The 26,192-nt window shown below is 67.5% G+C and carries 20 protein-coding genes and 3 pseudogenes; 13 read left to right on the top strand and 10 right to left on the bottom strand.

Going from position 1 to position 26,192, the window contains the following annotated elements; genetic code table 11:
* Positions 1–50: 50 nt before the first annotated feature.
* The 5 genes and pseudogenes from I8J32_RS11810 to I8J32_RS11795 form a co-directional block, all read right to left on the bottom strand.
* Positions 51–959, bottom strand: coding sequence for a 5'-nucleotidase (locus I8J32_RS11810; RefSeq protein ID WP_200612374.1), 909 nt, complete (start codon positions 957–959; stop codon positions 51–53).
* A 132-nt stretch (positions 960–1,091) separates the two neighbouring features.
* Positions 1,092–1,862 carry an NAD kinase gene (locus tag I8J32_RS11805; protein ID WP_200612372.1) on the bottom strand — a complete coding sequence of 257 codons (771 nt, stop codon included), beginning with the start codon at positions 1,860–1,862 and terminating at the stop codon, positions 1,092–1,094.
* Positions 1,863–1,996: 134 nt separating this feature from the next.
* Positions 1,997–5,035: pseudogene (locus I8J32_RS18105) on the bottom strand (NAD-glutamate dehydrogenase); the annotation flags it as partial.
* A 65-nt stretch (positions 5,036–5,100) separates the two neighbouring features.
* Positions 5,101–6,901, bottom strand: a pseudogene (locus I8J32_RS18100) (NAD-glutamate dehydrogenase); the annotation flags it as partial.
* A 250-nt stretch (positions 6,902–7,151) separates the two neighbouring features.
* Positions 7,152–8,438: an acyl-CoA dehydrogenase family protein gene (locus I8J32_RS11795; protein ID WP_407060965.1), complete on the bottom strand. Its 1,287-nt coding sequence runs from the start codon at positions 8,436–8,438 to the stop codon at positions 7,152–7,154.
* Positions 8,439–8,478: 40 nt separating this feature from the next.
* On the opposite strand from I8J32_RS11795, the gene I8J32_RS11790 reads away from it, so the two are divergent.
* The 4 genes from I8J32_RS11790 to I8J32_RS11775 all read left to right on the top strand — a co-directional run bounded on the left by I8J32_RS11790 (position 8,479) and on the right by I8J32_RS11775 (position 14,153).
* Positions 8,479–9,441 (top strand): ArsR/SmtB family transcription factor, encoded by a 963-nt coding sequence (locus tag I8J32_RS11790; protein WP_200612364.1) that lies wholly within the window; start codon positions 8,479–8,481, stop codon positions 9,439–9,441.
* 1 nt (position 9,442) lies between these two features.
* The gene (locus I8J32_RS11785; RefSeq protein WP_200612362.1) at positions 9,443–10,540 is read left to right on the top strand and encodes a homocysteine S-methyltransferase family protein; all 1,098 of its coding nucleotides are present in this window, start codon (positions 9,443–9,445) and stop codon (positions 10,538–10,540) included.
* Positions 10,541–10,611: 71 nt separating this feature from the next.
* On the top strand, positions 10,612–13,311 hold the full coding sequence (gene metH / locus I8J32_RS11780) for a methionine synthase (RefSeq protein WP_200612360.1): 2,700 nt from the start codon (positions 10,612–10,614) through the stop codon (positions 13,309–13,311).
* 173 nt (positions 13,312–13,484) lie between these two features.
* Complete coding sequence (locus I8J32_RS11775; protein WP_200612325.1) at positions 13,485–14,153, top strand: hypothetical protein; 669 nt, start codon at positions 13,485–13,487, stop codon at positions 14,151–14,153.
* 42 nt (positions 14,154–14,195) lie between these two features.
* Here the strand turns inward: I8J32_RS11775 and I8J32_RS11770 are convergent, their stop codons facing one another.
* From I8J32_RS11770 to I8J32_RS11750, 5 genes and pseudogenes are all read right to left on the bottom strand, one after another.
* Entirely contained in the window at positions 14,196–14,897 is a 702-nt protein-coding gene (locus I8J32_RS11770) for a DUF2058 domain-containing protein (protein WP_200612323.1), read from the bottom strand.
* Between the two features lie 27 nt (positions 14,898–14,924).
* Positions 14,925–15,158: a SlyX family protein gene (locus tag I8J32_RS11765; protein ID WP_200612321.1), complete on the bottom strand. Its 234-nt coding sequence runs from the start codon at positions 15,156–15,158 to the stop codon at positions 14,925–14,927.
* A 9-nt stretch (positions 15,159–15,167) separates the two neighbouring features.
* Positions 15,168–16,518, bottom strand: a pseudogene (locus I8J32_RS11760) (UDP-glucose dehydrogenase family protein).
* Positions 16,519–16,668: 150 nt separating this feature from the next.
* Positions 16,669–17,451: an FKBP-type peptidyl-prolyl cis-trans isomerase gene (locus I8J32_RS11755; RefSeq protein WP_200612317.1), complete on the bottom strand. Its 783-nt coding sequence runs from the start codon at positions 17,449–17,451 to the stop codon at positions 16,669–16,671.
* Between the two features lie 121 nt (positions 17,452–17,572).
* A complete protein-coding gene (locus tag I8J32_RS11750) occupies positions 17,573–18,508 on the bottom strand; it encodes an FKBP-type peptidyl-prolyl cis-trans isomerase N-terminal domain-containing protein (RefSeq protein ID WP_200612314.1) in 936 nt (311 codons plus the stop codon).
* Positions 18,509–18,785: 277 nt separating this feature from the next.
* On the opposite strand from I8J32_RS11750, the gene I8J32_RS11745 reads away from it, so the two are divergent.
* From I8J32_RS11745 to I8J32_RS11705, 9 genes are all read left to right on the top strand, one after another.
* Positions 18,786–20,390, top strand: a complete 1,605-nt coding sequence (locus I8J32_RS11745) for a bZIP transcription factor (protein ID WP_200612313.1) — start codon at positions 18,786–18,788, stop codon at positions 20,388–20,390.
* 157 nt (positions 20,391–20,547) lie between these two features.
* Positions 20,548–21,420 carry a right-handed parallel beta-helix repeat-containing protein gene (locus I8J32_RS11740; RefSeq protein ID WP_207526569.1) on the top strand — a complete coding sequence of 291 codons (873 nt, stop codon included), beginning with the start codon at positions 20,548–20,550 and terminating at the stop codon, positions 21,418–21,420.
* 22 nt (positions 21,421–21,442) lie between these two features.
* Positions 21,443–22,351, top strand: coding sequence for a right-handed parallel beta-helix repeat-containing protein (locus I8J32_RS11735; protein ID WP_200612311.1), 909 nt, complete (start codon positions 21,443–21,445; stop codon positions 22,349–22,351).
* 359 nt (positions 22,352–22,710) lie between these two features.
* Positions 22,711–23,064, top strand: a complete 354-nt coding sequence (locus I8J32_RS11730) for a hypothetical protein (protein ID WP_200612310.1) — start codon at positions 22,711–22,713, stop codon at positions 23,062–23,064.
* A gap of 3 nt (positions 23,065–23,067) precedes the next feature.
* Positions 23,068–23,439: a GntR family transcriptional regulator gene (locus tag I8J32_RS11725; RefSeq protein WP_200612309.1), complete on the top strand. Its 372-nt coding sequence runs from the start codon at positions 23,068–23,070 to the stop codon at positions 23,437–23,439.
* The gene (locus tag I8J32_RS11720) at positions 23,436–24,359 is read left to right on the top strand and encodes an ABC transporter ATP-binding protein (protein WP_245156321.1); all 924 of its coding nucleotides are present in this window, start codon (positions 23,436–23,438) and stop codon (positions 24,357–24,359) included. The genes I8J32_RS11725 and I8J32_RS11720 overlap by 4 nt, the downstream gene beginning before the upstream one ends.
* Complete coding sequence (locus tag I8J32_RS11715) at positions 24,356–25,342, top strand: ABC transporter permease (RefSeq protein ID WP_245156320.1); 987 nt, start codon at positions 24,356–24,358, stop codon at positions 25,340–25,342. Before I8J32_RS11720 ends, I8J32_RS11715 begins: the two co-directional genes overlap by 4 nt.
* 40 nt (positions 25,343–25,382) lie before the next feature.
* Positions 25,383–25,922: a YggN family protein gene (locus tag I8J32_RS11710; protein WP_207526568.1), complete on the top strand. Its 540-nt coding sequence runs from the start codon at positions 25,383–25,385 to the stop codon at positions 25,920–25,922.
* Complete coding sequence (locus I8J32_RS11705; RefSeq protein ID WP_207526567.1) at positions 25,915–26,172, top strand: hypothetical protein; 258 nt, start codon at positions 25,915–25,917, stop codon at positions 26,170–26,172. The genes I8J32_RS11710 and I8J32_RS11705 overlap by 8 nt, the downstream gene beginning before the upstream one ends.
* Positions 26,173–26,192 lie beyond the last annotated feature (20 nt).

Genomic DNA, 26,192 nt, shown 5'->3' with positions numbered 1-26,192 from the left:
CCCGGCGGCGAACGGTCAGGCCGGGCGCGGCTTCTCCGACGGCCCTCTCCCTAACGCTCGTTCGCCACGCCATGCGGCACGTGGCCGGCAGCGACATGGTCGCGCGCGGACACGATGTTGTGCTCGGAATCGTCGAAGAAGATGTCGGCGCCGAAGGCCTCGAGGAAAGGTCCCTTCGCCCGTCCGCCCAGGAACAGCGCCTCGTCCAGGCGCACGCCCCAGTCGCGCAGGGTCCGGATCACTCGCTCGTGCGCGGGCACCGAACGCGCGGTGACCAGCGCCGTGCGGATGGGGGCGTTTTCGCCGGTCGGAAACGCCGCCTGCAGGCGATGGAGTGCGTCCAGGAAGCCACGGAACGGACCACCTGACAGGGGCTCGCCCGCATGGGCGCGCTCATGGGCCGCGAAGGCCGCCAGCCCCCCTTCGCGCGACACCCGTTCGCCCTCGTCGTCGAAGATCACCGCATCGCCGTCGAAGGCGATCCGCAGCTGGTCGTGGCGCTGCCGCGCCGCACGGGCCGGCAACAGCGTGGCCGCGGCGACACCGGCCGCCAGCGCGGCGCTCACGTCCTGCGCATGCGTGGATAGGAAGAGGTCCGCGCCGAACGGGCGGATGTAGGGAAACGGCGCCGCCCCGTTGCTGAAGGCCGCGCGCTTGATGGCCAGGCCATGGTGGGCGATCGAATTGAAGATGCGCAGGCCGGTGTCGGCCGAGTTGCGCGAGATCAGGATCACCTCCACCCGCGGCGCCTCGGGCGGCGCCCCCTCGTTCAGCGCCAGCAGCTTGCGCACCAGCGGGAAGGCGACACCGGGTTCGAGGATGTCGTCCTCGTGGGTGCGCTGGAACTTCGCATAGGCATCGATGCCCTCGCGCTCGAACAGCGCGTGGCTGTCCTCCATGTCGAACAGCGTGCGCGAGGAGATCGCAACGATGAGGGGATTGGCATCACGGTCGGGCATGCCGCCATTGTGCCCATTCCCGGTCGCAATGGTTGCGACGGATGAATCCCCGGAGAGCGGTCCGTGCCGCCCCAAGCCCGACATTGCCGGCTCCAGGCGCCCCCATCCCGCGACGCAGCCCCGCCCCTGGCGCTAGCTGGTGAACTGCTCGGCGAGAATGCGTTCCTCGAGGTTGTGCTCGGGGTCGAACAACAACGTGACCGTGCGGTCCCGCGACTCCCGGATCATGACCTCGACGACATCGCGCACTTCGTGCGAATCGGCCGTGGCGCTCACCGGCCTCTTGAAGGGGTCGAGCACGCGGAATCGCACCTCGGTGTCGGCCTTGAGCACGGCGCCGCGCCACCGACGCGGACGGAAGGCGGCAATGGGTGTCAGCGCAACGACATTCGCGCCCAGCGGCAGGATCGGGCCGTGGGCGGAGAAGTTGTAGGCGGTACTGCCCGCCGGGGTGGCGACCAGCACGCCATCGCAGATCAGCTCGTCCAGCCGCGTCTGGCCGTTGAGGTCGATCGACAGGTGCGCGGCCTGCCGCGTCTGGCGCAGCAGCGACACTTCGTTGTACGCCAGCGAACCTACCGTGGCGCCCGATTCGGTCTGCGCGACCATTTCCAGGGGACGCAACACCGCGGGCTCGGCCGCATGGATGCGTTCGATGAGGTCCTCGCTGCGCTGGTGGTTCATCATGAAACCGACCGTCCCCAGCTTCATCCCGTACACCGGCTTGCCCAGGCTGCCGTGCCGGTGGAGGGTCTGCAACATGAAACCGTCGCCGCCAAGGGCCACCAGGACGTCGGCCTCGTCGGGAGCATGGTCGCCGTGGGCCGCGACCAGTTGTGACAGCGTGCGCTGCGCCTCTTCGGCGGGACTGGCGAGGAAGGCCAGGCGGGGCGTGGCGGTCATCGGCGGCTCCATTGCGATTGCGGGGAGCATACCGCGCACGGCGTGACACGGCGCACCAGCGCACCGCCGCCATGGCCACCCAAAAAGAAAAGGCGGGCCGAAGCCCGCCTTTTCCCGACAGCTGGCGCCCGCGATCAGCGCGTGGCCAGCTGCGACAGCCGCTGCACCGCGACGGAAACCGTCGGATAGTCCAGCGTCTTCTGCGCGGCCAGTTCGCTGAGCATGGCCAGCGTGAAACGGAGCGAGGAGTCGTCGCGGGTGAGCCAGGCCTTGACCTTGGCTTCCGGCGTGGCGCCGGGCATGGCGAGAACCTGCTTGACCAGGGCGCGCTGCTGCGTACCCAGCTCCTCCCGCAACACACCGCGCGCGACCGCGTGCCAGCGGCCTTCCACCGCCAGCCCGTCGATCTGCGTGCTGAGCCACGGCAGGTTGAGCGCCTCGCCCAGCCGGAAATGCACGCGGGCAACCTCCACCGGCTTGAGCTTGCGTTCGCGCGCCAGTTCTATGATGTCGCAGGTCGGCTCCAGGTACGGAAGCGCGGCAAGCTGGCCGCCCAACTCCGCCGGCACGCCCTTGTCCTTCCACATGCGCAACGCGGCTTCGTAGCCGGGCCGCTGCACGGGCCCGAGGATGTCCGCACCGGCGCGGATGTCCTTGAAGCCGTCGTGGAATCGTTCCACCGCCGTGGCGATATCCGGAATCGCGCCCGGACGCGACAGCAGCCAGCGCGTGAAGGAACGCTGCAGATTCCAGATCACCTGCAGGGCATCGAGCTGCACGGCCTCGGGCACCTTGCCGTCGAGCGCGTCGATCTGCGCCCACAGCTTGCGGGTCTCCAGCGCCTCGCGGGTGATGTTGAAGGCCTTGGCCACCTCGCCCGGAGTGCGGCCGCTGTCTTCGGTCATGCGCAGCGTGAAGGTCGCGCCCATGCGGTTGACCATCGAGTTGGTCACCGCGGTGGCGATGATCTCGCGCTTCAGGCGATGGCCTTCCATCGCCTTGGCATACTTCTTCTGCAGCGGCTCGGGGAAGTACCGGACCAGTTCCTTCGACAGGTACGGGTCTTCCGGCACGTCCGAGTCGAGCAGCTGCTGGAACAGCACGATCTTGGAGTACGACAGCAGGATCGACAGTTCCGGACGGGTCAGGCCCTGGCCGCGCGACTTGCGATCGACAAGCTCGGCATCGCTGGGGAGGAACTCGATCTGGCGGTCGAGCAGGCCCTGCGCTTCCAACGTGCTGATGAAGTGGCGCTTGGAACCCATGCGCGACACGCTCATGCGTTCCATCAGGCTGATGGCCTGGTTCTGGCGGTAGTTGTCGGCCAGCACCAGGCCGGCGACCTCGTCCGTCATCGATGCCAGCAGCTTGTTGCGCTCGGGCAGCGTCAGCTTCTTCTTCTGGACTTCGCCGTTGAGCAGGATCTTGATGTTCACCTCATGATCGGAGGTGTCCACGCCGGCGGAATTGTCGATGAAGTCGGTATTGAGCAGCACGCCATGCTGGGCGGCCTCGACGCGGCCAAGCTGGGTCAGGCCCAGGTTGCCGCCCTCACCCACCACCTTGCAGCGCAGCTCGCGGCCGTCTACGCGCAGGCCGTTGTTGGCGCGGTCGCCTACCTGCTGGTGGCTCTCGCTGGTCGCCTTGACGTAGGTGCCGATGCCACCGTTCCACAGCAGGTCGACCGGGGCCTTGAGGATGGCGTTCATCAGTTCGTTCGGGCTCATCGCCGCCACGGATGCGTCGATGTCCAACGCGGCGCGGATCTCGGCCGAGACCGGAATCGACTTGGCCGAACGCGGATGGATGCCGCCGCCCTTGCTGATCAGCTTCTTGTCGTAGTCCTCCCAGCTCGAACGCGGCAGGGCGAACAGGCGTTCGCGCTCCTTGAAGGAGATCGCCGCGTCCGGATTCGGATCCAGGAAGATGTGGCGGTGGTCGAACGCCGCCAGCATGCGGATGTGCCTGGACAGCAGCATGCCGTTGCCGAATACGTCGCCCGACATGTCGCCGATGCCGACCACGGTGAAGTCCTGGGACTGGCTGTCGCGCCCCATCGCGCGGAAGTGGCGCTTGACCGACTCCCAGCCGCCGCGCGCCGTGATGCCCATGCCCTTGTGGTCGTAACCCACCGAGCCGCCCGATGCGAACGCGTCGTCCAGCCAGAAGCCGTGCGCGCGCGCGATGCCGTTGGCGATGTCGGAGAACGTCGCGGTGCCCTTGTCCGCCGCGACCACCAGGTACGGGTCATCGCCGTCATGGCGTACGACGTTGGCCGGATAGACGATCTTGCCGGACGAGTCGAGGTTGTCGGTGATGTCGAGCAGGCCGTTGATGAAGCGCTTGTAGCACTCGACGCCTTCGTTGAACCACGCATCGCGGCTCACGGCCGGGTCCGGCGACTGCTTGCAGTAGAAGCCGCCCTTCGAACCCACCGGCACGATGACCGTGTTCTTCACCATCTGCGCCTTGACCAGGCCCAGCACTTCGGTGCGGAAGTCCTCGCGGCGATCCGACCAGCGCAGGCCGCCGCGCGCGACCGGGCCAAAGCGCAGGTGCACGCCTTCCACGCGCGGGCCGTACACGAAGATCTCGCGGTACGGGCGCGGCTTGGGCAGGTCCGGCACCTTGCTGGAGTCGAACTTGAAGCTGACGTAATCGGCAGGTCCGCCGTCGGCGCGCACGCCGTCCTTGTACTGGATGTAGTAGCTGGTGCGCAGCGTGGCATCGATCACGCCCAGGAAGCTGCGGAAGATGCGGTCTTCGTCCAGGCTGGACACGCGGTCCAGCAGGGACTTGAACGCGGCCCGCGTTGCCTCGACCTGCGCATCGCGCTTCCCGGTGCGCGCTTCGACGACCGGCAGTAGCGCCGCCATCATCGCGCCGTCGCCACCGGCCAGCGCGGCCAGCTGCTTGCCGAACACTTCCATCCCGGCCTTGATTTCGGCCTTGCTCTCGCTGCCGGTGCTCGGGTCGAACTTGGCCTCGAACACTTCCACCAGCAGGCGTGCGAGGACCGGATAACGGGCAAATGTGGCTTCCACGTAGCTCTGCGAGAAGGGCACGCCCACCTGCAGCAGGTACTTGCAGTAGCCGCGCAGCATCGCGACCTGGCGCCAGGACAGGCTGGCGCCGAGGATCAGGCGGTTGAAGCCATCGTTCTCGACCGCGCCGCGCCACAGGTGCGAGAAGGCGTCCTCGAAGTTCTCGTCAAGCGAAGCGATGTCGAGCTCGGCCCCGGTGGTTTCGACTTCAAAGTCCTGGATGTAGAAGACCTGACCGTCGACGGTGAGCCGGTAGGGATGCTCGGCGATCACCCGCAGGCCCATGTTCTCCATCATCGGCAGCGCGTCGGACAGCGGGATGTCGTCGTTCTGGCGGTAGAACTTGAAGCGCAGTCCGCCCGCGCCGCTGTGCGTGCGATGCAGGCTCAGGCGCAGGTCGGTCGGCCCGGTCAGCGCGGCGAGGTTGGAAATGTCCTGCGACGCGGCCGAGGGGCCGACTTCCTCGATGTAGCCAGGCGGCAGCGCGCGGCCGTACTGGGTAGTCAGCGCCAGGCCACGGGCCTCGCCGTGCGCGGCGACCAGCTGCTCGCGCAGGTCGTCGTGCCAGTTGCGGATGATGCCTGCCAGATCGGACTCGATCGCGGCGTAATCGACATCGCCCACCTCGCCCGCCTTGGGACGGATCACCAGATGCAGCTGCGCCAGCGGCGACTCACCCAGCAGCACGGTGGTGTCGATGTGTTCGCCCTGCAGGCGTTGCTTCAGCATCGCCTCGATGCGGTGGCGCACGTCGGTGTTGAAACGGTCACGCGGGATGTAGACCAGGCCGGAGAAGAAGCGCCCATACTGGTCGCGCCGCAGGAACAGCTTGCTGCGCACGCGTTCCTGCAGGCCCAGCACGCCGGTGCTGGTGCGCAGCAGTTCCTCTCCGGTCGACTGGAACAGCTCGTCGCGCGGCAGCGTTTCCAGGATGTGGCGCAACGCCTTGCCGCTGTGGCTGTGGGGCGCCAGGCCCGACTTCTGCATCACGTATTCATGCCGCTGGCGCACCAGCGGGATGTCCCACGGGCGGCGGTTGTAGGCGCTGGAGGTGTACAGGCCCAGGAAGCGGTGCTCCAGCACCGGCTTGCCCTTGCCGTCGAACTCGAGCAGGCCGATGTAGTCCATGTAGCCGGGGCGGTGCACCGTCGATCGGCCGTTGGTCTTGGTCAGGATGAGCGCGTCGGCGGGATCGCGCTGCTTGTTGTGCGCCGGGAGCGAGGTCAGCGGCCGCGGCGCGCCGGCTTCATGACCGCGCAGCAGGCCAAGACCGGTGCCCGAGACGCCGCGCAGCACTTCCTTGCCCTCTTCCTTGCCCACTTCATAAGTGCGGTAGCCCAGGAACGTGAAATGGTTGTCCGCGGCCCAGCGCAGGAACTCGCGCACCTCATTGAGTTCGGCGAGGTTGCCGTTGGTGCGGGCCCCCACTTCCTCTGCGACCTGCGCCATCTTGTCGCGCATGGGCTGCCAGTCGCGCACGATCGCGCGGACGTCGGCCAGGACGCCCTCGACCGACTTGCGGATCTGCGCCATGGCCTGGGTGGACTGGCGGTCGATCTCCAGGTGCATGAGCGATTCGGCCACGCCGTCACCAACGGCCAGCAGCTTGCCCGCCTTGTCGCGCTGGAAGGTCACCACGGGATGGCCCAGCACGTGCACGCCGATGCCCTGCTCTGCCAGCGCCATCGTCACCGTGTCGACCAGGAAGGGCATGTCGTCGTTGGCAATCTGCAGAACGGTATGCCCCGATTCCCAGCCGTGGCTGGCCAGGGTCGGGTTGAACAGGCGTACCAGCGCCGTGCCCGGCTTGCGCGCGCGGGCGAAGTCGAGGAAGTCGACCGCCAGGGCCGCCCAGCCATCGGCGCTGTGTTGCGGAAGTTCGTCCTCGCCCATCCGGCGATAGAACGCCTTGACGAAAGCTTCCCCTTCCGCGTGGCGCGCCTTGGGCAGGCGCTTGCGCACGGCGGCGAGGATGGGCTCAAGGGATACCGGTTGGCCCTGCACCGCGGCGGGCGCAGTGGGCGCGGCGGCGCGGGCCGGCGCGGACTTCTTCGCGCCGGGGCGGGCAGCGGACTTGGCGGCCGGCTTGGCGGCGGCGCGGGAGGGGGCTTTGCGGGCTGTGCTCATGGCAATGGGGAATCCAATTGCGAAAGATGAATGGATCTAGTGCAATTACTTGAAGCGGCGACCGATGGAACGCGGCCCGTGATCCGCCGGCAGGCGGCACGGGCCGAAAAGGCGTGAGTCAGCGCAGTCCGGTTTCGTTGCGCGCGATGACCAGGCGCTGGATCTCGCTGGTGCCTTCGTAGATTTCGGTGATCTTGGCGTCGCGGAAGTACCGCTCGAGCGGCATTTCCTTGGAGTAGCCCATGCCGCCGTGGATCTGCACGGCCTGGTGGGTGATCCACATGGCGGCCTCCGATGCCGTCAGCTTGGCGATGGCGGCCTCATTGCTGAAACGGGCGCCGCCCTTCTCGAACTCGCCCTTCTGCCACGCGGCGCGCAGCGTCAGCAGCATCGCGCCGTCCAGCTTGCACTTCATGTCGGCGATCTTGGCCTGGGTCATCTGGAAAGTGCCGATCGCCGCGCCGAACGCCTTGCGCTCCTTCACATACGCCAGGGTGGCCTCGTACGCGGCGCGGGCGATGCCTAGGGCCTGGGATGCGATGCCGATGCGGCCGGCGTCGAGCACGCTCATGGCGATCTTGAAGCCCTCGCCTTCGGCGCCCAGCACTTCGTCCGGCTGGACCACGTAGTCGGCGAATTCGATCTCGCAGGTGGCCGAGGCGCGGATGCCGAGCTTGGGTTCGGTCTTCCCGCGGTGGAAACCTTCGCGCGAGGTATCGATCATGAAGGCCGTGATGCCGCGCGCGCCCTTGTCGGGATCGGTCATCGCGAACAGGACGATGTACTTGGCGACCGGGCCCGAGGTGATCCAGCTCTTCTTGCCGTTGACCACGTAGCTGCCGTCGGCCTGGCGGACCGCCTTGCAGCGCATGGCGGTGGCGTCTGAGCCCGATTGCGGTTCGGTCAGGGCGAAGGCGCCGATTTCCCGGCCTTCGGCGATGGCGCGCACGTACAGCTGCTTCTGGGCTTCGGTGCCGAACTTCAGGATGCCGTTGCAGAACAGCGAATTGTTGACCGAGACGATGGTCGAGTGCGCGGCGTCGCCGGCGGCGATTTCGACCATTGCCAGCACGTAGGAAACCGGGTCCATGCCCGCCCCGCCGTATTCGGCCGGCACCTCGATCCCCATCAGGCCGTTTTCACCGAGGGTGCGGATGTTTTCCAGCGGAAATTCGCCCGTGCGGTCGTGGTGCTCGGCGCTGGGCGCGATCTTTTCCTGGGCGATGCGGCGGGCCACATCCTGGATCATCAACTGCTCTTCGGTGAAGCGGAAATCCACGTGGGCACCCTGCGCGTGTTGTTGAAACAAGAATTGTAGCCGCGACGGCCGGAGAACCCCACCGTGCCGGCACTCCGCCATGTCCGGCACGGCCCGCGGGTTGACCCCCGGGCCCGCGCGGATCACACTTATCGCTATATCGCGATAGGTTGATATAAGGCTGAACATGGATCTTGAAGGCTGGTCGCTACGACTGAAGGTGTTCGCCGACGCGACCCGCGTGCGCCTGCTCGCACTGCTGGAGCGCGAGGAGCTCACCGTGGCCGAACTGTCGGCCATCACCCGCCTGGCCCAGCCCCGCGTCTCCACGCACTTGTCCAAACTCAAGGAGGCCGGCCTGGTGCGCGATCGCCGCGCCGGCGTGTCGGCCTACTACCGCTTCGACGACGCCGCGCTCGACGCCGCCCAGCGGGCGCTCTGGCAGACCCTGCGCGAGGGCAGCGATGACCCCCTGCTGCGCCAGGACCGCGATCGCGTGGGCGAGGTCCTGGCCGCGCGCGCCAACGACCAGAACTGGGCCGACACCGTGGCCGGCGACATGGAGCGCCACTACTCCCCCGGCCGGACCTGGGAAGCGCTGGCCCGCTCCGCCCTGCCCCTGCTGCAGCCCGGGGACGTGCTGGACATCGCCTCCGGCGACGGCGTGCTCGCCGAGCTGCTGGCCCCGCACGCCCGGCGGTACGTGTGCCTGGACGCGAGCACCAAGGTCGTCGCAGCGGCGTCCGAGCGCCTGCGCCGGCTGCGCAATGTCGAGGTACGCGAGGGCGACATGCACGCGCTGCCCTTTCCCGACGCCCATTTCGACATGGTCGTGCTGATGCACGCCCTGACCTACGCCGAACACCCGGCCCAGGCCGTGGCGGAGGCCGGGCGCGTGCTGCGCCCCGGTGGCCTGCTGCTGCTCACCAGCCTGGCCCGCCACGAGCACCGGCAGACGGTGGAGGCCTTCGGGCACCTCAACCTGGGCTTCAGCGAGAAGGACCTCACCCGTTTCACCACCAAGGCCGGGCTCGAGGTGATCAGCTGCGACACCGTCACCCGCGAACGCCGCCCGCCGCATTTCGAGGTCATCGCCCTGATTGCCCAGCGCCCCGGCGGCGAGACCCTCAAGACCGCGAGGAAGAACTGACATGAAGACCCTCCCCTGGCTCGACCCCGTCCGGGCCCAGTCGCTGGAAACGCTGCTGCGCGAACGCATCGCCATCATCGACGGCGCAATGGGCACGATGATCCAGCGCCACGAACTGCAGGAAGAGGACTATCGCGGCACGCGCTTCGCGAGCGGCTACGACCACGAGCACCGCCCCGGCGACCACGACCACGGCGCAGACTGCGGCTGCGCGCGCGACCAGCGCGGCAACAACGACCTGCTCAGCCTCTCGCGCCCGGAAATCATCGCCGAGATCCACGCCCAGTACCTGGCCGCCGGCGCGGACCTGATCGAAACCAACACCTTCAATTCGACCACCATTTCGCTGGCCGACTACGGCCTGGAGCACCTGGCGCGCGAACTCAACGAAACCGGCGCACGCCTGGCCCGTTCCGCCTGTGAAGACGCCCAGGCGCTGGACCCGTCGCGCCCGCGCTTCGTGATCGGCGTGCTGGGCCCGACCAGCCGCACCGCCTCGCTCAGTCCCGACGTCAACCGGCCTGGCTTCCGCGCGATCAGTTTCGACGAGCTCCGCGTGGCCTACCGCGAAGCCACCGAAGGCCTGATCGACGGCGGGGCGGACATCATCATGGTCGAGACGATCTTTGACACGCTCAACGCCAAGGCCGCGCTGTTCGCGGTCGAGGAAGTCTTCGACGCCCGCGGTGGCCGCCTGCCGATCATGATCTCCGGCACGATCACCGACGCATCGGGCCGCACCCTGTCCGGGCAGACCGCGGAAGCGTTCTGGTACTCGGTGCGCCACGCGCAGCCGCTGTCCATCGGCCTGAACTGCGCGCTCGGCGCCAAGGACCTTCGCGTGCACGTCGACGTGCTGGCGCAGGTCGCCGACACCTACGTGAGCACGCACCCGAACGCGGGCCTGCCAAACGCCTTCGGCGGCTACGACGAGACGCCCGAAGACATGGCCGGAGTCCTGCGCGAGTTCGCCCAGGCAGGGCTGCTCAATCTTGTCGGCGGCTGCTGCGGCACGACGCCCGAGCACATCGCCGCGATCGCCGCGGCCGTGGCGGACGTGGCCCCGCGCCAGGTGCCGCAACTGGCCGACGCCGCCTGAGCACGGTCCGGCCCGCGCGGCCGGGCCGCCCGCCCACCGTTCCATTCCTCACGGACACCGCCCTGAACGTAATGACGCCGTCGCTGCCCACCCTTCCCCGACAGACCCGACTGAGCGGCCTGGAGCCGCTGCAGATCACCCCGCAGAGCAACTTCGTCAACGTCGGTGAGCGCACCAACGTCACCGGCTCGGCGCAGTTCAAGAAGCTGATCATGGATGGCCGCTTCGACGAGGCGGTGGTGGTCGCGCGCCAGCAGGTGGAGAACGGCGCCCAGGTACTGGACGTCAACATGGACGAGGGCATGCTCGATTCCGAGCAGGCCATGGTCACCTTCCTCAACCTGATCGCGGCCGAGCCGGACATCGCACGCGTGCCGGTGATGGTCGACAGCTCGAAGTTCAGCGTCATCGAGGCCGGCCTCAAATGCCTGCAGGGCAAGGGCATCGTCAACTCGATCTCGATGAAGGAAGGCGAAGCGCAGTTCCTCGAACAGGCCCGCCTGGTGCGCCGCTATGGCGCAGCCGTGGTGGTGATGGCCTTCGACGAGGTGGGGCAGGCGGACACGGTGCAGCGCAAGGTCGAGATCTGTTCACGCGCCTACGAACTGCTGACGCGCGAGGTGGGATTCCCGCCTGAGGACATCATCTTCGATCCCAACGTGTTCGCGATCGCCACCGGCATCGAGGAACACAACGACTATGCCGTCGCCTTCATCGAAGGCACCCGGGAGCTCAAGCGCCGCTTCCCGCACTGCCATGTCTCCGGCGGCGTGTCCAACGTGTCGTTCTCCTTCCGCGGCAACGAGCCGGTGCGCCAGGCCATCCACGTGGTGTTCCTGTACCACGCGATCCGCGCCGGCATGGACATGGGCATCGTCAACGCCGGCGCCCTGCCGCTCTACGACGACCTCGAGGCGGACCTTCGCGAGCGCGTCGAGGACGTCGTGCTCAATCGGCGCGCCGACGCCACCGAGCGGCTGCTCGAGATCGCCGACCGCTTCAAGGGCAAGAAGGGCGAAAAGAGGGTCGAGGACCTGGCCTGGCGCGGCAAGCCCGTGCGCGAACGCCTGAGCCACTCGCTGGTGCACGGCATCGACCTGTACATCGAGACCGATACCGAGGAGGCCCGCGCCCAGGCCACCCGCCCGCTGGATGTCATCGAGGGCGCACTCATGGACGGGATGAATGTGGTCGGCGACCTGTTCGGGGCCGGCAAGATGTTCCTGCCACAGGTGGTGAAGTCGGCCCGCGTCATGAAGAAGGCCGTCGCCTACCTGCTTCCGTACATCGAGGCGGAAAAACTGCGCACCGGCGATGTGGGCAAATCCAACGGCAAGATCATCATGGCGACCGTCAAGGGCGACGTGCACGACATCGGCAAGAACATCGTCGGCGTGGTGCTGGCCTGCAACAACTTCGACGTCGTCGACTTGGGCGTGATGGTGCCCGCCCAGACCATCCTGGACCGGGCCAAGGCCGAGAACGCCGATCTGATCGGCCTGTCCGGGCTGATCACGCCGTCCTTGGAGGAGATGAGCCACGTCGCGCGTGAGATGCAGCGCCAGGGCTTCCACGTGCCGCTGCTGATCGGCGGCGCGACGACTTCGCGCGCGCACACCGCGCTGAAGATCGACCCGCATTACAAATCGCCCACGGTATGGGTGAAGGACGCCTCGCGCGCCGTGGGCGTCGCGCAATCGCTGATCAGCGCCGACCTGCGCGCCCCGTTCGTCGCGGCCAATGACGCCGACTACGCGGAGATCCGCGAGCGCCACAAGCACCGCGGGGACGGCAAGCGCCTGGTATCGCTGGCCAAGGCGCGCGGCCAGCGCTTCGAAGGGGGCTGGGAATCTTACGTGCCGCCGACGCCGCGCAAGCCGGGGCTGCACGTGATCGACAACTATCCGCTGGACGAACTGGCCCGTTACATCGACTGGACGCCCTTCTTCAACACTTGGGAACTTGCCGGCCGGTACCCGGCCATCCTCACCGACGCGGTCGTGGGCACGCAGGCCACCGAACTGTTCCGCGACGCCAAGGCCATGCTCAAGCAGATCATCGACGAGAAGTGGCTCACGGCGCGGGCGGTGTTCGGCCTGTGGCCCGCCAACGCCGTCGGCGACGACGTGGTGGTCGATGTCGACGGCCAGCCCACAACGCTGTGCTTCCTGCGACAGCAGGCTGACAAGCCCGCCGACCGCCCGGACTTCTGCCTGGCCGATTTCATCGCGCCGCGCGACAGCGGCCTAGCGGACTGGATCGGTGGGTTCGCGGTCACCGCCGGACTGGGGATCGAGCCGCACGTGGCGCGCTTCGAGGCCGGGCACGACGACTACAACGCGATCATGCTCAAGGCACTGGCCGACCGCCTGGCCGAGGCCTTCGCCGAACGCCTGCATGAGCGCGTCCGCAAGGAGTTCTGGGGGTACGCCGCCGACGAGACGCTGGACAACAGCGCGCTCATCGACGAGACCTACGTGGGCATCCGGCCCGCGCCGGGCTATCCAGCCTGTCCCGAGCACAGCGAGAAGGCCACGCTGTTCGCGATGCTCGACGCGCCGGCCAATGCCGGCGTGCAGCTCACCGAGAGCTTCGCGATGTATCCCGCGGCCGCGGTGTCGGGCTATTACTTCAGCCACCCGCAGAGCCAGTATTTCGTGGTGGGCCGGGTATCGAAGGAACAGGTCGAGGATTACGCGCGGCGCAAGGGTGTGAGCCTGGCGCAGGCCGAGCGGTGGCTCGCGTCGAACCTGGATTACGACCCGGAATAGGCCGCGGGTACGTCAGCGGGGGGTAGGACGCCTGCCCCACCGGCTTGAGCCTTGCGGCCCCGCAGCCGACACTCGTCGTGCGCCGCCCCCCGTAACGGCACGGGCCTCCAGACGCCATGTGCAGGCTCGAAGCGGCATGGCACGATGACGGCGTCCACCCGGCTTCCCACCTCATGAACAACGCCGACTTCATCGCCCAGCACGCAGCGCCCGGCCGGATCGGCCTGTGCGGTGGCCGCGACCTGGTCAACAAGCTGATCCGCAAGGCGCAGGCGCCGCTTACGCCCGACAGCCGCCGCAGCCTGTGGTCGCACGCCTTCATCTTCAGCGAGCAGCGCAGCGACGGCCACTGGTGGGTGATCGAGTCCGACCTGGACCTGAGGTTCAAGCAGATCCGCCTGGGCGTGCAGGAAAATCGTGCCTCGCGCTACTTCGACGACCAGGCTTTCCCCAACCTGGCGATCCTGGATTTCAACCTGGACGACGTGCAAACGCGGCAGGTGCAGGTCGCCGCGCTCGACCTGCTGGCCGGCCTGTGCTGCTACTCGCTGCGCGAACTGGCCGGCACGCTGCTGGCGATGCACAGCACACGCCTGCGCCGTCGCGACAACCTCCTGGCGCAGGAAGGCGCGCTGTACTGCTCGGCGATGGTGCAACACTGCTACGCCGCGGCGGGTATCGAGTTCCATGCCGGTGTCCCCGGCAAGAACGTCGCGCCGCACGACCTGGATGCCTCGCCCGTGCCGCATGGGTCGCACCGGCTGATCCGCGATCCCGGCGAATCCTCGGTCCGACGTCTGGCCCGCAGGGCCGGAGAAATCGTCGGACTGGACGTGGACTGAACGCGGTCCGGGCGCGCCGGCGCAGGCGCCGGCGTACGCGCCTCACCAGACCAGGTCGTCGGGCACCTGGTACATCGGATCGGCATACGGGTCATCGCCAGCCGGGGCATCGGGGTCGACCTTCAGCGCCACCGCGGCGGGGAAGATGCCTTCGGCCTCCGCCAGCAGCGTCGCGGTTACCAGCAGGTAGCGCCCGTCAAGCTGCAGCACGCCCAGCTCGCCGGCGTTGAGCGCCTTGAGCTGGTCGGCGGTCACGTAGATGCGCTTGATCTTGCCGCCGTAGGGGAAATGGCGGGCGATGTCGGCGTCGGCCTGGTTGAGGGCCTTGTCCTTCACCAGCTCGGTCACCTGCGCGCGGGCTTCGCGGCGCTTGCGCGCCTCTTCCTGCTTGGCGGCCTCCGCCGCGATGCGTTCGTCCTTCTCGCGCTGCGCCCGCAAGGCGTATGCCTTGGCGAGATCGATCTCCTCGCGGGTGCGCGGCTTTCCGCCGGTGCGTTGTTGCGGCCGGTCGCCGGAACGCTGCTGCGGGCGATCGCCGCGGGGGGGCTGCGTGCGCTCGCCCGCCCGCTGTTGCGACCGGTCGCCGGGACGCCCGCCGGGCTTGCCGTGCGCAGGACGGTCCTGTGGCCGGCCCTGTGCCTTGCCCGTCGGCTGACCGGCGGGACGGCCCTGCGCGGGACGCTCGGGCTTGGGGGCAGGCTTGAAGCCCAGACCCAGAAGTTGGTCGCGGAGACTGTCGGTCATTTCGTAACGCCAGCGTGTTCGAGTGGATCAGTAGTGCGGAGGCGGCGGTTCCAGCGAGGCATCGCCGGTGACCGGGCTGGCGGACAGGGTACTGCGGATCGCCTTGAGTTCCTCCAGCGCGCGGTGCAGGAGCAGCGCCGTGCGCGCCTCGTCGTCGCGGGCCATCGCCAGCGCGTCGCTCAACTCTCCCAGCGCGTGCTCCTGGAACGCCACGCGCGTTTCCAGTTCAGCCAGCCGCATCTCCAGCTGTTCAGGCGTCATGTCGCCGGCTCACGCCGATCCCCTGCCCTGCACCGAGCGGCCGCGCCCGATCCCGTAATAGGCAATGCCCGATTCCTCGACCTCGGCAGGCTGATAGATGTTGCGTCCGTCGAAGATGACCTTGTCGGGCAACGCATCGCGCAGGCGGGTGAAATCCGGGCTGCGGAACTGTTTCCACTCGGTCACCACCACCAGCGCATCGGCGCCGGCCACGGCCGCGTGGTCGGAATCGCACAGCACCAGGTCGTCGCGCTCGCCGAAGACGCGCTGCGCTTCGTGGCCGGCTTCCGGGTCGTAGGCCCGCACCTTGGCGCCGGCTTCCCACAGCTTGGCCAGCAGCGTCCGGCTGGAGGCCTCGCGCATGTCATCGGTGTTGGGCTTGAAGGCCAGCCCCCACACGGCGAACGTCTTGCCGGCCAGGTTGCCGTTGTAATGGGCCTGGATCAGCTCGAACAAACGGCTCTTCTGGCGATCGTTGACCGCCTCGACCGCTTCCAGGATCTGGGCGCGGTAGCCGTACTGCTTGGCCGTCTTCTCCAGCGCCTGCACGTCCTTGGGGAAGCACGAGCCGCCGTAGCCGGCGCCGGGATATATGAAGCTGTAGCCGATGCGCGGATCCGAGCCGATGCCATGGCGCACGTGTTCGATGTCCGCCCCGACGCGTTCGGCGATGTTGGCCATCTCGTTCATGAAACTGATCTTGGTGGCCAGCATCGCGTTGGCCGCGTACTTGGTCAGCTCGGCCGAACGCACGTCCATCGCCACGATGCGCTCGTGATTGCGGTTGAACGGCGCGTACAGGCGCTTGAGGTGCTCGATCGATGCCGGGTTGCTGGCACCGATCACGATGCGGTCGGGACGCATGCAGTCGTTGACGGCATCGCCCTCCTTCAGGAATTCGGGATTGGATGCGACGTCGAAGTCGATCTGGACGCCACGTGCCGCCAGTTCCTGCGCGATCACGGCGCGCACCTTGTCGGCGGTGCCCACCGGAACGGTCGACTTGTCGACGATCACCGCGGGGCGCCCGAGGTTCTGGCCGATGGTGCGGGCCACGGCCAGCACGTACTTCAGGTCGGCGCTGCCGTCCTCGTCGGGGGGGAGTGCCCACGGCAATGAAGATGATGTCCCCATGACCAACCGCGGTGGCCGCATCGGTGGTGAAGTGCAGCCGGCCGGCCGCGTGGTTCGCCTTCACCATCGGCTCCAGGCCGGGCTCGTAGATCGGGATCACGCCATTGTTGAGGCCCTCGACCTTGGCCGCGTCGATGTCGACGCACACGATGTCGTGGCCAACCTCGGCCAGGCAGGTACCGGTGACCAGGCCAACGTAGCCCGTGCCGAAAATGGTGGCGCGCATGTGGATTCTCTTCTTCTTGGGTCCGGGGTCGCGGCCGGGCCGCGACGTGGGAGCGCAGGGTATCGCAAGCCGTGCAGGTCCACGGACGAGCCAGGACCTGGGGGCCGAAGACGCCGCGCCGCCGTCAAACGACGGCGGCGCGGGATGGTGTTACTTCGCGTCGGACTTGACGATCTCGAGCAGCTCGACTTCGAAGGCCAGCGTCGCGTTCGGGCCGATCGGGCCACCCTGCGTGCCGCTCTCGCCGTAGGCGATGTTCGACGGGATCCAGAACTTGTACTTGCTGCCGACCGGCATCAGGGCCAGGCCTTCGCGCCAGCCGGGGATCACGCCGGTGAGCGGGAAGGTCGCCGGCTCGCCGCGATCGATCGAGCTGTCGAACGTCTTGCCGTCGAGCAGCATGCCCTTGTAGTGCACGCGCACCACGTCGGTATCCTTCGGGACCGGGCCGGTGCCCTGCTTGACGATCTCGTACTGCAGGCCCGACGCGGTGGTCTTGACGCCCGGCTTCTTGGCGTTCTCGGCCAGGAACTTCTGGCCGTCGGCCAGGTTCTTCTTCGCATCGGCCATCATCTTGGCGATCTGCTTGGCCTGCATCTTCTGCCCGAACGATTCGGCAATGGCCTGCGCCTGCTTTTCGTCCATCAGCATCTTCTCGCCAGCCAGCGAGGCCTTGATCGCCTTGGCGATCATGTCGACGTCGACCTCTTCCTTGACCGGCTCCAGGCTCTTGGCCATCTGCATGCCGATCATGTAGCTGACCTTTTCCTTCTCGGTCGGCAGGCCGGCGATCTGCGGGCCTTCATCGCCCTTGGCGGCTTCGGCCTTGTCAGCGGGCTTGGCCTTGTCGGCCGGAGGGTTGCAGGCGGTGACGGACACGGCCAGCGTGGCCACGGCCAGGGCCACGGCGGCGTGGCGCGGGAAACGGGTCATCTGGAACTCCTGGGTCTGTTGATTCGGGGAAAACGGGACCGCCAGTCCACGATGGTGGCCGTGGGCCACTCGCGAACGGCGGTTGGAGAATGGGCCCGGCACGAGGCCTGGCCCATCGGGGTCAGGGGACGATCGACAACAACTCGACGTCGAAGGCCAGTGTCGCATTGGGGCCGATCGGGCCGCCCGGGGTGCCCTTGGCGCCATAGGCCAGGTTGCCCGGCACCCAGAAGCGGTACTTGGCGCCCACCGGCATCATCGACACGCCTTCGGTCCAGCCGGCGATCACCTGGTTGAGGGGGAACTCGGCCGGGGTGCCCCGCTGGTAGGAGCTGTCGAACACGGTGCCGTCCAGCAGGGAGCCTTCGTAGTTCACGCGGACAGTGTCGGTGGTCTTCGGACGCGGGCCCGAGCCCGGGCGCAGGATCATGTACTGCAGGCCCGACGGGGTGGTGACCACGCCCTTGTTCGCCTTGTTGGACGCGAGGAAGCGCTCGCCATCTTCCTGGTTCTTCTTCTGCGCGGCGCTGGCCTTGGCTTCCATCTGCGCGTTCATGCGCGTCGAGAACGCCTTGCGGACGGCTTCCGACTCCGCGTCGGTCATCAGCGGGGTGCCCTTGGCCAGCGCCGTGCGCACGGCCTGCAGGACCACCGCCAGATCGATCTCCTCCTTGATGGGGGTCAGGGAACGGCCGACGTCGGTACCGACGAGCAGGCCGACCTTGTCCTTGCCGACCGTGGGCGTTTCACCCGGGGGCGGCGTCTGACCACTGCGCGCGCTGATGCGGGCCATCAGGGCTTGGCCCGTGCTGCGCGCCTCATCCGGCGTCAGCAGCGGCTTGCCGCCATCGAAGGCATTGCGGATGGCGCGCTCGAAAGCGGCCAGGTCGAGGTCGGGGCCGACCGGCGCGATCGACCGGCCGATGTCGGAACCCACCATGTAACTCACTTTGTCGCGTTCGGTACTGAGCACGGTCTTGTCCTGGGCGTAGGCGGTCGAAAACAGCAGGGCCGCGGCGGAAAACAGCGCGACCAGGCCGCGCAGCGAAAACTTCATGGGAACTCCCTATGGGTGCACCGCCACGGCGGCGCAAGACCACCATTGTCGCGGGGCGGTGCGAGTTTGGGCAATCACGGCCTTTCAGCCCCCCTTCAAGGGCCTGCCGGCCCCTCCCGCGGGGATCACAGGATTTTCGCAAAAATGACCGACAAGTGAACGCCGTCACGTTATCGTGTGCAGCCACAGCAGGACCCGCGCCCCGGTCGTCGGCCGCGCGCTGTGACACGCCTGCCAGGCGTGGGGGATATGACATCCAATGCAGGGGAAACACTTGATGAGACCTCATTCCTTCCCGACCGCCATGCTGGTGTCGGCGCTCGCTCTGTCCACCGCCGTCTTCATCTCGACGGTCGCCTTCCCCACCAGCGCCGGTAATTCGCCCGGTGGACAGGCCGAAGCCCGAGGCGGTTCGGTCCAGCTGTACCCGCGCATCGCCGCCCCCGCCTACCAGGTCCGCCTGGTCGCGCCGAGCGGCGCGGTGTTCGAGAACCTGTACATGGCCAACGAGCCGATCATCCTGACCCCCGGTCAGATGAAGGGCGGCTGGGGCAATGGCAGCTTCACCTACGAGATCACCCCGGTGCGCGGCGTCACCGTGCGCGGCGCGAGCCAGGCCGGCGGGGGCGCCGTCAAGGCCCTGACCCAGTCGGAAACCGGCTCCTTCCGCATCCAGGACGGCCGCCTGTTCGTGTCCACCAGCGCCACCGAGCAGACGCGCCGCAGCATGAAGGCGCTGGCCGACGACAATCCGGCCGCCGACCAGGTGATTCCCGACGACCTCATCGTCCAGGGCAGCACCTGCGTGGGCCTGGACTGCGTCCTGAACGAATCCTTCGGCTTCGACACCATCCGCCTGAAAGAGAACAACCTCCGCATCGCCTTCGACGACACCTCGGCATCGGCGGGTTTCCCGGCCAACGATTGGCAGCTGCTCGCCAACGACTCGGCCAGCGGCGGCCTGAGCAAGTTCTCCATTGAAGACGTGACGGGCGCCAAGACGCCGTTCACCGTCGTCGCCGGTGCACCGACCAACAGCTTCTACGTGGGCAGCAACGGCAAGGTCGGCTTCCGCACCAGCACGCCCGTGCTCGACCTCCACATGAATACCAGCGACACGCCGGCCATCCGCTTCGAGCAGAACAACGCCGGTGGTTTCAGCGCGCAGACCTGGGACGTGGCCGGCAACGAAGCCAACTTCTTCGTGCGCGATGTCACCTCCGGCAGCCGCCTGCCCTTCCGCATCCGCCCGGGCGCGCCGACCAGCAGCCTCGACATCGCGGCCTCCGGCAACGTCGGCATCGGTACGGCCTCCCCCGCCGCCAGCCTGGACGTCGGCCGCGCCGGCGACGCCACGATCCGTATCAGCAACCTGCTCACCACCGGCGTCACCACCGACTGGGACATCAAGAACAACAGCGGCTCGGGCCGCCTGACGATCACCGACGATCCCACCGCGGCGCGCATCCCGTTCAAGCTGGGCGCCGGCGCCGACAACAACCTGCTTCGCGTTGGCGCACTGGCCAGCAACACGGTCGACATCAACGGCAACCTGGTGGTCACCGGCACGATCACGCCGGACTACGTGTTCAAGAAGGACTTCCGGATCCCGTCGATCCAGGAACACGCCAAGCTCATGTGGAAGAACAGCCACCTGCCGAAGATGCAGCCGGCGCAGACCAATGCGCACGGCCAGGGCGTGATCAACGTCGGCCAGCGCGCGCAGGGCATGCTGGAGGAACTCGAGTACGCCCACGTGTACATCGAGCAGCTCCACGGCGACGTGCAGGGCCTGAAGAAGGACGTCGACAAGCGCGACGCGGAACTGGCGCAGCTGCGCCGGGAAATCGCGCTGATCAAGGCCGAACTGCGCAAGCAGTAAGGCCCGGTACGGCAAAGGGGGTGGGCATGCCCGGCATGCCCACCCTTTTTTGTGGCCGGGGCCGCGCATGCGGCGCCATCCGCCCCCCCGCTTCCCTGCTCCCCCGGCTTTTGCTTAAAGTCCGTGCCTGGCGCAATGCCAGAACAGGGGAAAATCCGTGAACCATTTCGCGACACGCCTGGCGCTGCTGGGCCTGCTGGCCATGGCCGTGCCCTTCCAGGGCCGCGCGGCAGAGAGTTACGACAACTGCGCCGGCTTCATCGACTCGCTGCCGGCCGCGATCAACACCGAGGGCGTGTGGTGCCTGCGCAAGGACGTCTCCACCGCCATCGCCGCCGGCGCGGCGATCACCGTGGCGACCAACAACGTCACCCTGGACTGCAACGACTTCAAGCTGGGCGGTTTGTCCGCCGGCACGGCCACGGCCGCGCGGGGCGTGCAGGCCGAGGGGCGCCAGAACATCCGCGTGCGCAACTGCAATATCCGGGGCTTCCATACCGGCATCGACCTGGACGGCGGCGGCCACCTGGTCGAGGACAACAACCTCAACGCGAACACCTACATGGGCCTGCGCGTGTCCGGCGACGGCTCGATCGTGCGCCGCAACGCGATCCTGGACACCGGCGGCTCCACCCTGCCCGGCTTCCAGGGCACGGCGATCGGCGTGGGTACCGTCGAAAACGTCGACATCGTGGACAACACGGTCGACGGCGTGCTGGCGGCCAGCGACGCCACGGGCGCGAAAACGGGCACCGGCATCCGCACCGAATCCAACCTCGCCGGCTCCCTCATCGGCAACCGGGTGCGGGGTGTCCAGGCCGCGGGAACCGGTTCGCACGCGGGCATCCGCAATATCGGCAGCGGGCGCGTGGCGATCGTCGACAACCTGCTCTCGGGCAGCGCCGAGGCCAACGGCGTGGGAATCACCTGCGCCAGCAGCCAGGGCACCGCGGTGCGCAATGTCGCCAATGGCTATCCGGCAGGCATCCAGGGATGCACGGACAGCGGCGGCAACGTCCACATGCTCTGAACCGGCGCTAGGAGAACGTCCGATGGACTTCCATCTTTTGCGCCGCAAGTCCCGCTGGCCGGTCCTGGCCGCATGGGCCGCCCTGCTGCTTTGCGCCCCGCTGGCGGCCTTCGCCGGAGAGAGCCGCGACAACTGCGTGGGCTGGATCGACAGCCTTCCGGCGCAACTCGACACGGCAGGCACCTGGTGCATGCGGGGCAACCTCACCACGGCGTCGGCGGGCGGCGGCGGCGGGATCCAGATCAACCGCAACAACGTCGTGGTCGACTGCAACGGTTACCGGATCGAGAACACCCTGCCTGGCAACCGCTCCAGCGGAATCTGGGCCAGCGGCACCAACCACATCGTGCGCAACTGCGACGTGCGCGGGTTCTTCGTCGGCGTCCTCATGTCGGGAGCAAGCAACACGATCGAGGACAACCTGCTCCAGGACATCGGCCACGTCGGCATCCAGACCGATCCCACCACGGTGATCCGGCGCAACCACATCCTGCGCGTGGGCGGCGACGCGACGTTCGAGGGCCATAACGCCGGCATCGTCGGTGGAAGCGACATCACCGACAACGTGATCGATACGGTCTTCGCCAATCCCCTGGTCAATCTCAATGGCTTCGTCACCGGCATTTCGGTGTCGGGCAGCTTCGGCGCCATCGAACGCAACCGCATCCGCAACCTGCAGCCTGCCGGGAACGGATATGCGTGGGGCATCCACGCAGCGAGCAGCCAGAACTACATCCGCTACAACCACATCGTCGGGCCGGCACTGAACAAGGCCGCGCAGTATTCGATCTATTGCCAAGGTGGCGAAAGCCACGCGCGCGACAACATCGTCAGCGGATTCGCCTACACGTGGACGTCGGGCCCCACGTCCGGGATCACGTACAGCATCGTCTGCAATCTGATGGGCGGCTCGAACATCGACAAGCTCTGAACCGGCGGCGCGAGTGGGCGTCGGCGCACTTCGCGGCCGCTGCCGCGGACCCCGCAGCGCGCAGCGCCCGCGTAGGGCCGGCTGCAGTAGCTCCTTTTCAATGGTCGGCAGCCCCCGCGGCACGACTCCGAGCGCTGTTGAGCTGGCCTCAAGCCCCTCCACGGCTGAGGCTAACCAGCCGTTGCCTTAGATCCGCGATCTGACGGGTAGCGCAACCTGTTGATTTCACAGAATCTTTTCGCCGCCGGCATGGCGCTGGCCCAACCGTGACTTCAGTTGGGGAACGTGCTTGTTGACTCTCCGTAATCTGGTGTTATAGTTGCCTACAACACCGGTCTACCAACGAGCAGGACGTTCCCATGAACCGCAAGCTCCGCAACACGTTCGCCGCCTTCGTCGCCTCGGGTGCGTCGCTGGCGATCGCGCTGATGGTGGCCGTGCCGGCCACGACGTCGCCAGTCATGGACGTCGTGACCCAGGCCGCCCCTCAGGCGGTCGAACTGCACGCCTCCGGCGCCGGCCTCGATCCGGCCGCGCCCCACCTGCAGACGCTGGCCCACGCGGTCGCACGTTCGGCGGCTGCGGCCTCCGTCCTGGCCCTGGAAGCCCGCGACATGGAAGTGACCCCAGAAACCCGCACGTCCACCCCGGGCGCGCGCCATCGCCGGCAGACCCTCGTCATGCCGTACTTCTCCTTCTCGCCGCGGGGCTGAACCATGACCGCATTCCAGTGGAGCGACAGCGCTCCCATCTACCGCCAGCTGAAGGACCGGGTCATCGCGATGATGCTCGACGGTGTCCTCAAGCCCGGCGATGCCCTGCCCTCCGTGAGGCAGGTCGCCGCCGAGTATCAGCTCAATCCCATCACAGTCTCGCGGGCCTATCAGGAACTGGCCGACGAGGCTCTCGTCGAAAAGCGCAGGGGTCTTGGCATGTACGTCACTGAAGAAGCCGCACGGAAGTTGCTGGTCAATGAGCGCGATCGTTTCCTGCGCGACGAATGGCCGCTGGTCGTCGAACGCATCCGCCGGCTGGGCCTGAGCATCGAAGAACTGCTGTCCAACGACCGCAAGGACGGTGTGCAGTGAACGCCGCCTTCGACACCACCGCCCCCTCGCCCTCCCCCGCGCACAACGCCGCCGGCGCCACCGGCTCGGTCGTGACCGCACGGAACCTGCGCAAGGTCTACCGCAGCAAGGCGGCCCTGAACGACACCAGCTTCGACATCCCGACCGGCCGCATCGTCGGCCTGATCGGCCCCAACGGCGCGGGCAAGACGACCGCACTGAAGGCGATGCTCGGCCTGATCCAGTTCGACGGCCACATGTCCGTGCTCGGCCGCGATCCCCGCACCCAGCGCGACGACCTGATGCGCGACGTGTGCTTCATCGCCGATGTGGCCGTGCTGCCGCGCTGGATGAAGGTCAAGGACGCCATCGAGTTCGTCAGCGGCGTGCACCCGCGCTTCGACCGCGCCAAGTGCCAGAGCTACCTGGACAAGACCCAGCTCACGCCGAACATGAAGGTTCGCGAGATGTCCAAGGGCATGATCGTGCAGCTGCACCTGGCACTGGTCATGGCCATCGACGCCAAGCTGCTGGTCCTGGACGAGCCGACCCTGGGCCTGGACATCCTCTACCGCAAGCAGTTCTACCAGCGCCTGCTGGAGGACTACTTCGACGAGGAGAAGACCATCATCGTCACCACCCACCAGGTGGAGGAGATCGAGCACATCCTCACCGACGTGATGTTCATCCGCGACGGCAAGATCGTGATCGACGCGCCGATGGACGACATCGCCAACCGCTACGTCGAAGTCCTCGTCGACGCGGGCAAGCAGGATGAAGCCCGCCGGCTGCGCCCCATCGACGAACGCGCCCTGCCGTTCGGCAAGACGGTGATGCTGTTCGACGGCATCGACCAAGGCCAGCTGTCGGCCCTGGGTGAAACCCGCACTCCCGGCCTGGCCGACCTGTTCGTGGCCACCATGAAGGGAACCTACGCATGAACGCCATTGCTCACCCCCGTTCCCCCCTGGCGGCGCCGCACGCCACCCACAAGCTCAAGCTGCTGCTGCGGCGCGAGTTCTGGGAGCACAAGGGCGGCTTCCTCTGGGCCCCGCTGATCGCCGGCGGCATCGCCATCCTGTTCGCCCTGGTGGCCGCCGTCGCCGGCACCGTCATCGGGCAGAAGCATGGCGTCCACTTCGACCAGGATGTCCCGTCCGAAGCGGCGCGCATCTCCGGTGCCGTGGGTGATGGCGCCCTGATGGGCGGCATCGGTCTGGCGATGGCGGTCCTGGCCTTCGTCGTCTTCTTCTACTCGCTGGGTTCGCTGTACGACGACCGCCGCGACCGCAGCATCCTGTTCTGGAAGTCGATGCCGGTTTCCGACGCGCAGATGGTGCTGTCCAAGGCCGCCTGGGCCCTGGTGCTGGCGCCGCTGATCGCGCTCGGCATCGGCTTGATCATCGGCCTGGCCTTCTGGCTGATCGCGATCACGACCACCACGGTCAACGGCCTGCCCGGTGGAACTGGCATCCTGGTCAACTCGCACCCCTTCAGGGTGATCGGCAACATCCTGCTGGCGCTGCCGGTGCAGATCATGTGGTCGCTCCCCGCGGTGGGCTGGCTGATGCTGTGCTCGGCCTGGTCGCGGCGCGTGCCCTTCCTCTGGGCCACGATGCTGCCGATCCTGACCTGCGCGATGATCAGCTTCATGGGCATCTTCCCGGGCGTGGAAATCCCGCACGACAAGCTCTGGTACACCATCGTCTACCGCGGCCTGGTCAGCGTGGTTCCCGGCAGCTGGGCGCCGACGGTCGAAATGGACATGTCGCGCATCCAGGATCCGTCCGACTTCGGCAGCGCCTTGGACGCCGCCCACAGCTGGCAGGTGTTCGGCCACGCCGATGTCTGGATCGGTGCCCTGATCGGCGCGGCGATGATCTACGGCGCGATCCGCCTGCGCCGCTGGCGTGAAGAGGGCTGAGGCCCTCTCCACTCCACTCCAACCCATCGAGGACGCATTCGTGAACAACGCCCGCTCCAACGCCGCACGCCCCAAGCTTGCACGCTCCAACGTCGTCCGCTCCATCGCAGGCTGCGCCCTGCTGGCCCTGGCGCTCACCGCCTGCGGCAAGGACAAGGCCGATCCGCAGGAAGACAGCTCCGTGATTTCCTCCGCCACGGCCAAGGCCGTCGCCGAAGCCCGCAAGGAAATCCACGAAGGCAACATCACCATCTCCAACCATGGCAATGGCCAGAACCTGCCCAAGGCCGAGATCACGCCCAAGGGCGACCTGCTGATCGAAGGCAAGCCGGTCACCATCAACGCCGAACAGCGCGCCCTGCTGCTTCAGTACCGGGGCCATGTCGCCTCGGTCGCCGAGGCGGGCGTGGAAATCGGGATGCAGGGCGCGGACCTGGGCCGCCAAGGCGATGGGCGAAGCCGTGAAGGGACTGTTCTCGGGCAAGTCCGAGAAGGAAATCGAGAAGTCCGTGGAAGCCCAGACGCACAGGATCAAGGCCAGCGCCGCCAAGCTCTGCGGGCGCCTGCCGGCGATGCGTGACACGCAGCAGAAACTGGCCGCCGTCCTGCCCGAGTTCAAGCCCTACGCGAACATGACCGAGTCCGACGTCAAGGACTGCCTGAAGGAAGTGAACGACGACACCGAAACGATGGCCACCGACACGGCCAGCGCCGCCATGGACGTCGCTGCCGCGGCGGGTGATGCCGCCGACGCCGCCCAGGAAGCCAAGGATGCCGCCCAGGAAGCCGCCGATGCCGCCGAAGAGGCCGCCAACGCACTGTCGAACTGAACCGGCATGGCGTCATCGAT

Source organism: Lysobacter solisilvae (assembly GCF_016613535.2).
GTDB classification, from domain to species: Bacteria; Pseudomonadota; Gammaproteobacteria; order Xanthomonadales; family Xanthomonadaceae; genus Agrilutibacter; species Agrilutibacter solisilvae.
Note: the sequence above shows the minus strand (reverse complement) of the source record. Positions and strands in the feature narration are given on the sequence as shown.

Bases quoted from the DNA above. Each gene is read 5' to 3' on its own strand.
- I8J32_RS11810 (WP_200612374.1), bottom strand. From the start codon at position 959: ATGCCCGACCGTGATGCCAATCCCCTCATCGTTGCGATCTCCTCGCGC.
- I8J32_RS11805 (WP_200612372.1), bottom strand. From the start codon at position 1,862: ATGACCGCCACGCCCCGCCTGGCCTTCCTCGCCAGTCCCGCCGAAGAG.
- I8J32_RS11790 (WP_200612364.1), top strand. From the start codon at position 8,479: ATGGATCTTGAAGGCTGGTCGCTACGACTGAAGGTGTTCGCCGACGCG.
- I8J32_RS11785 (WP_200612362.1), top strand. From the start codon at position 9,443: ATGAAGACCCTCCCCTGGCTCGACCCCGTCCGGGCCCAGTCGCTGGAA.
- metH (WP_200612360.1), top strand. From the start codon at position 10,612: ATGACGCCGTCGCTGCCCACCCTTCCCCGACAGACCCGACTGAGCGGC.
- I8J32_RS11775 (WP_200612325.1), top strand. From the start codon at position 13,485: ATGAACAACGCCGACTTCATCGCCCAGCACGCAGCGCCCGGCCGGATC.
- I8J32_RS11770 (WP_200612323.1), bottom strand. From the start codon at position 14,897: ATGACCGACAGTCTCCGCGACCAACTTCTGGGTCTGGGCTTCAAGCCT.
- I8J32_RS11765 (WP_200612321.1), bottom strand. From the start codon at position 15,158: ATGACGCCTGAACAGCTGGAGATGCGGCTGGCTGAACTGGAAACGCGC.
- I8J32_RS11755 (WP_200612317.1), bottom strand. From the start codon at position 17,451: ATGACCCGTTTCCCGCGCCACGCCGCCGTGGCCCTGGCCGTGGCCACG.
- I8J32_RS11750 (WP_200612314.1), bottom strand. From the start codon at position 18,508: ATGAAGTTTTCGCTGCGCGGCCTGGTCGCGCTGTTTTCCGCCGCGGCC.
- I8J32_RS11745 (WP_200612313.1), top strand. From the start codon at position 18,786: ATGAGACCTCATTCCTTCCCGACCGCCATGCTGGTGTCGGCGCTCGCT.
- I8J32_RS11735 (WP_200612311.1), top strand. From the start codon at position 21,443: ATGGACTTCCATCTTTTGCGCCGCAAGTCCCGCTGGCCGGTCCTGGCC.
- I8J32_RS11730 (WP_200612310.1), top strand. From the start codon at position 22,711: ATGAACCGCAAGCTCCGCAACACGTTCGCCGCCTTCGTCGCCTCGGGT.
- I8J32_RS11725 (WP_200612309.1), top strand. From the start codon at position 23,068: ATGACCGCATTCCAGTGGAGCGACAGCGCTCCCATCTACCGCCAGCTG.
- I8J32_RS11715 (WP_245156320.1), top strand. From the start codon at position 24,356: ATGAACGCCATTGCTCACCCCCGTTCCCCCCTGGCGGCGCCGCACGCC.
- I8J32_RS11705 (WP_207526567.1), top strand. From the start codon at position 25,915: ATGCGTGACACGCAGCAGAAACTGGCCGCCGTCCTGCCCGAGTTCAAG.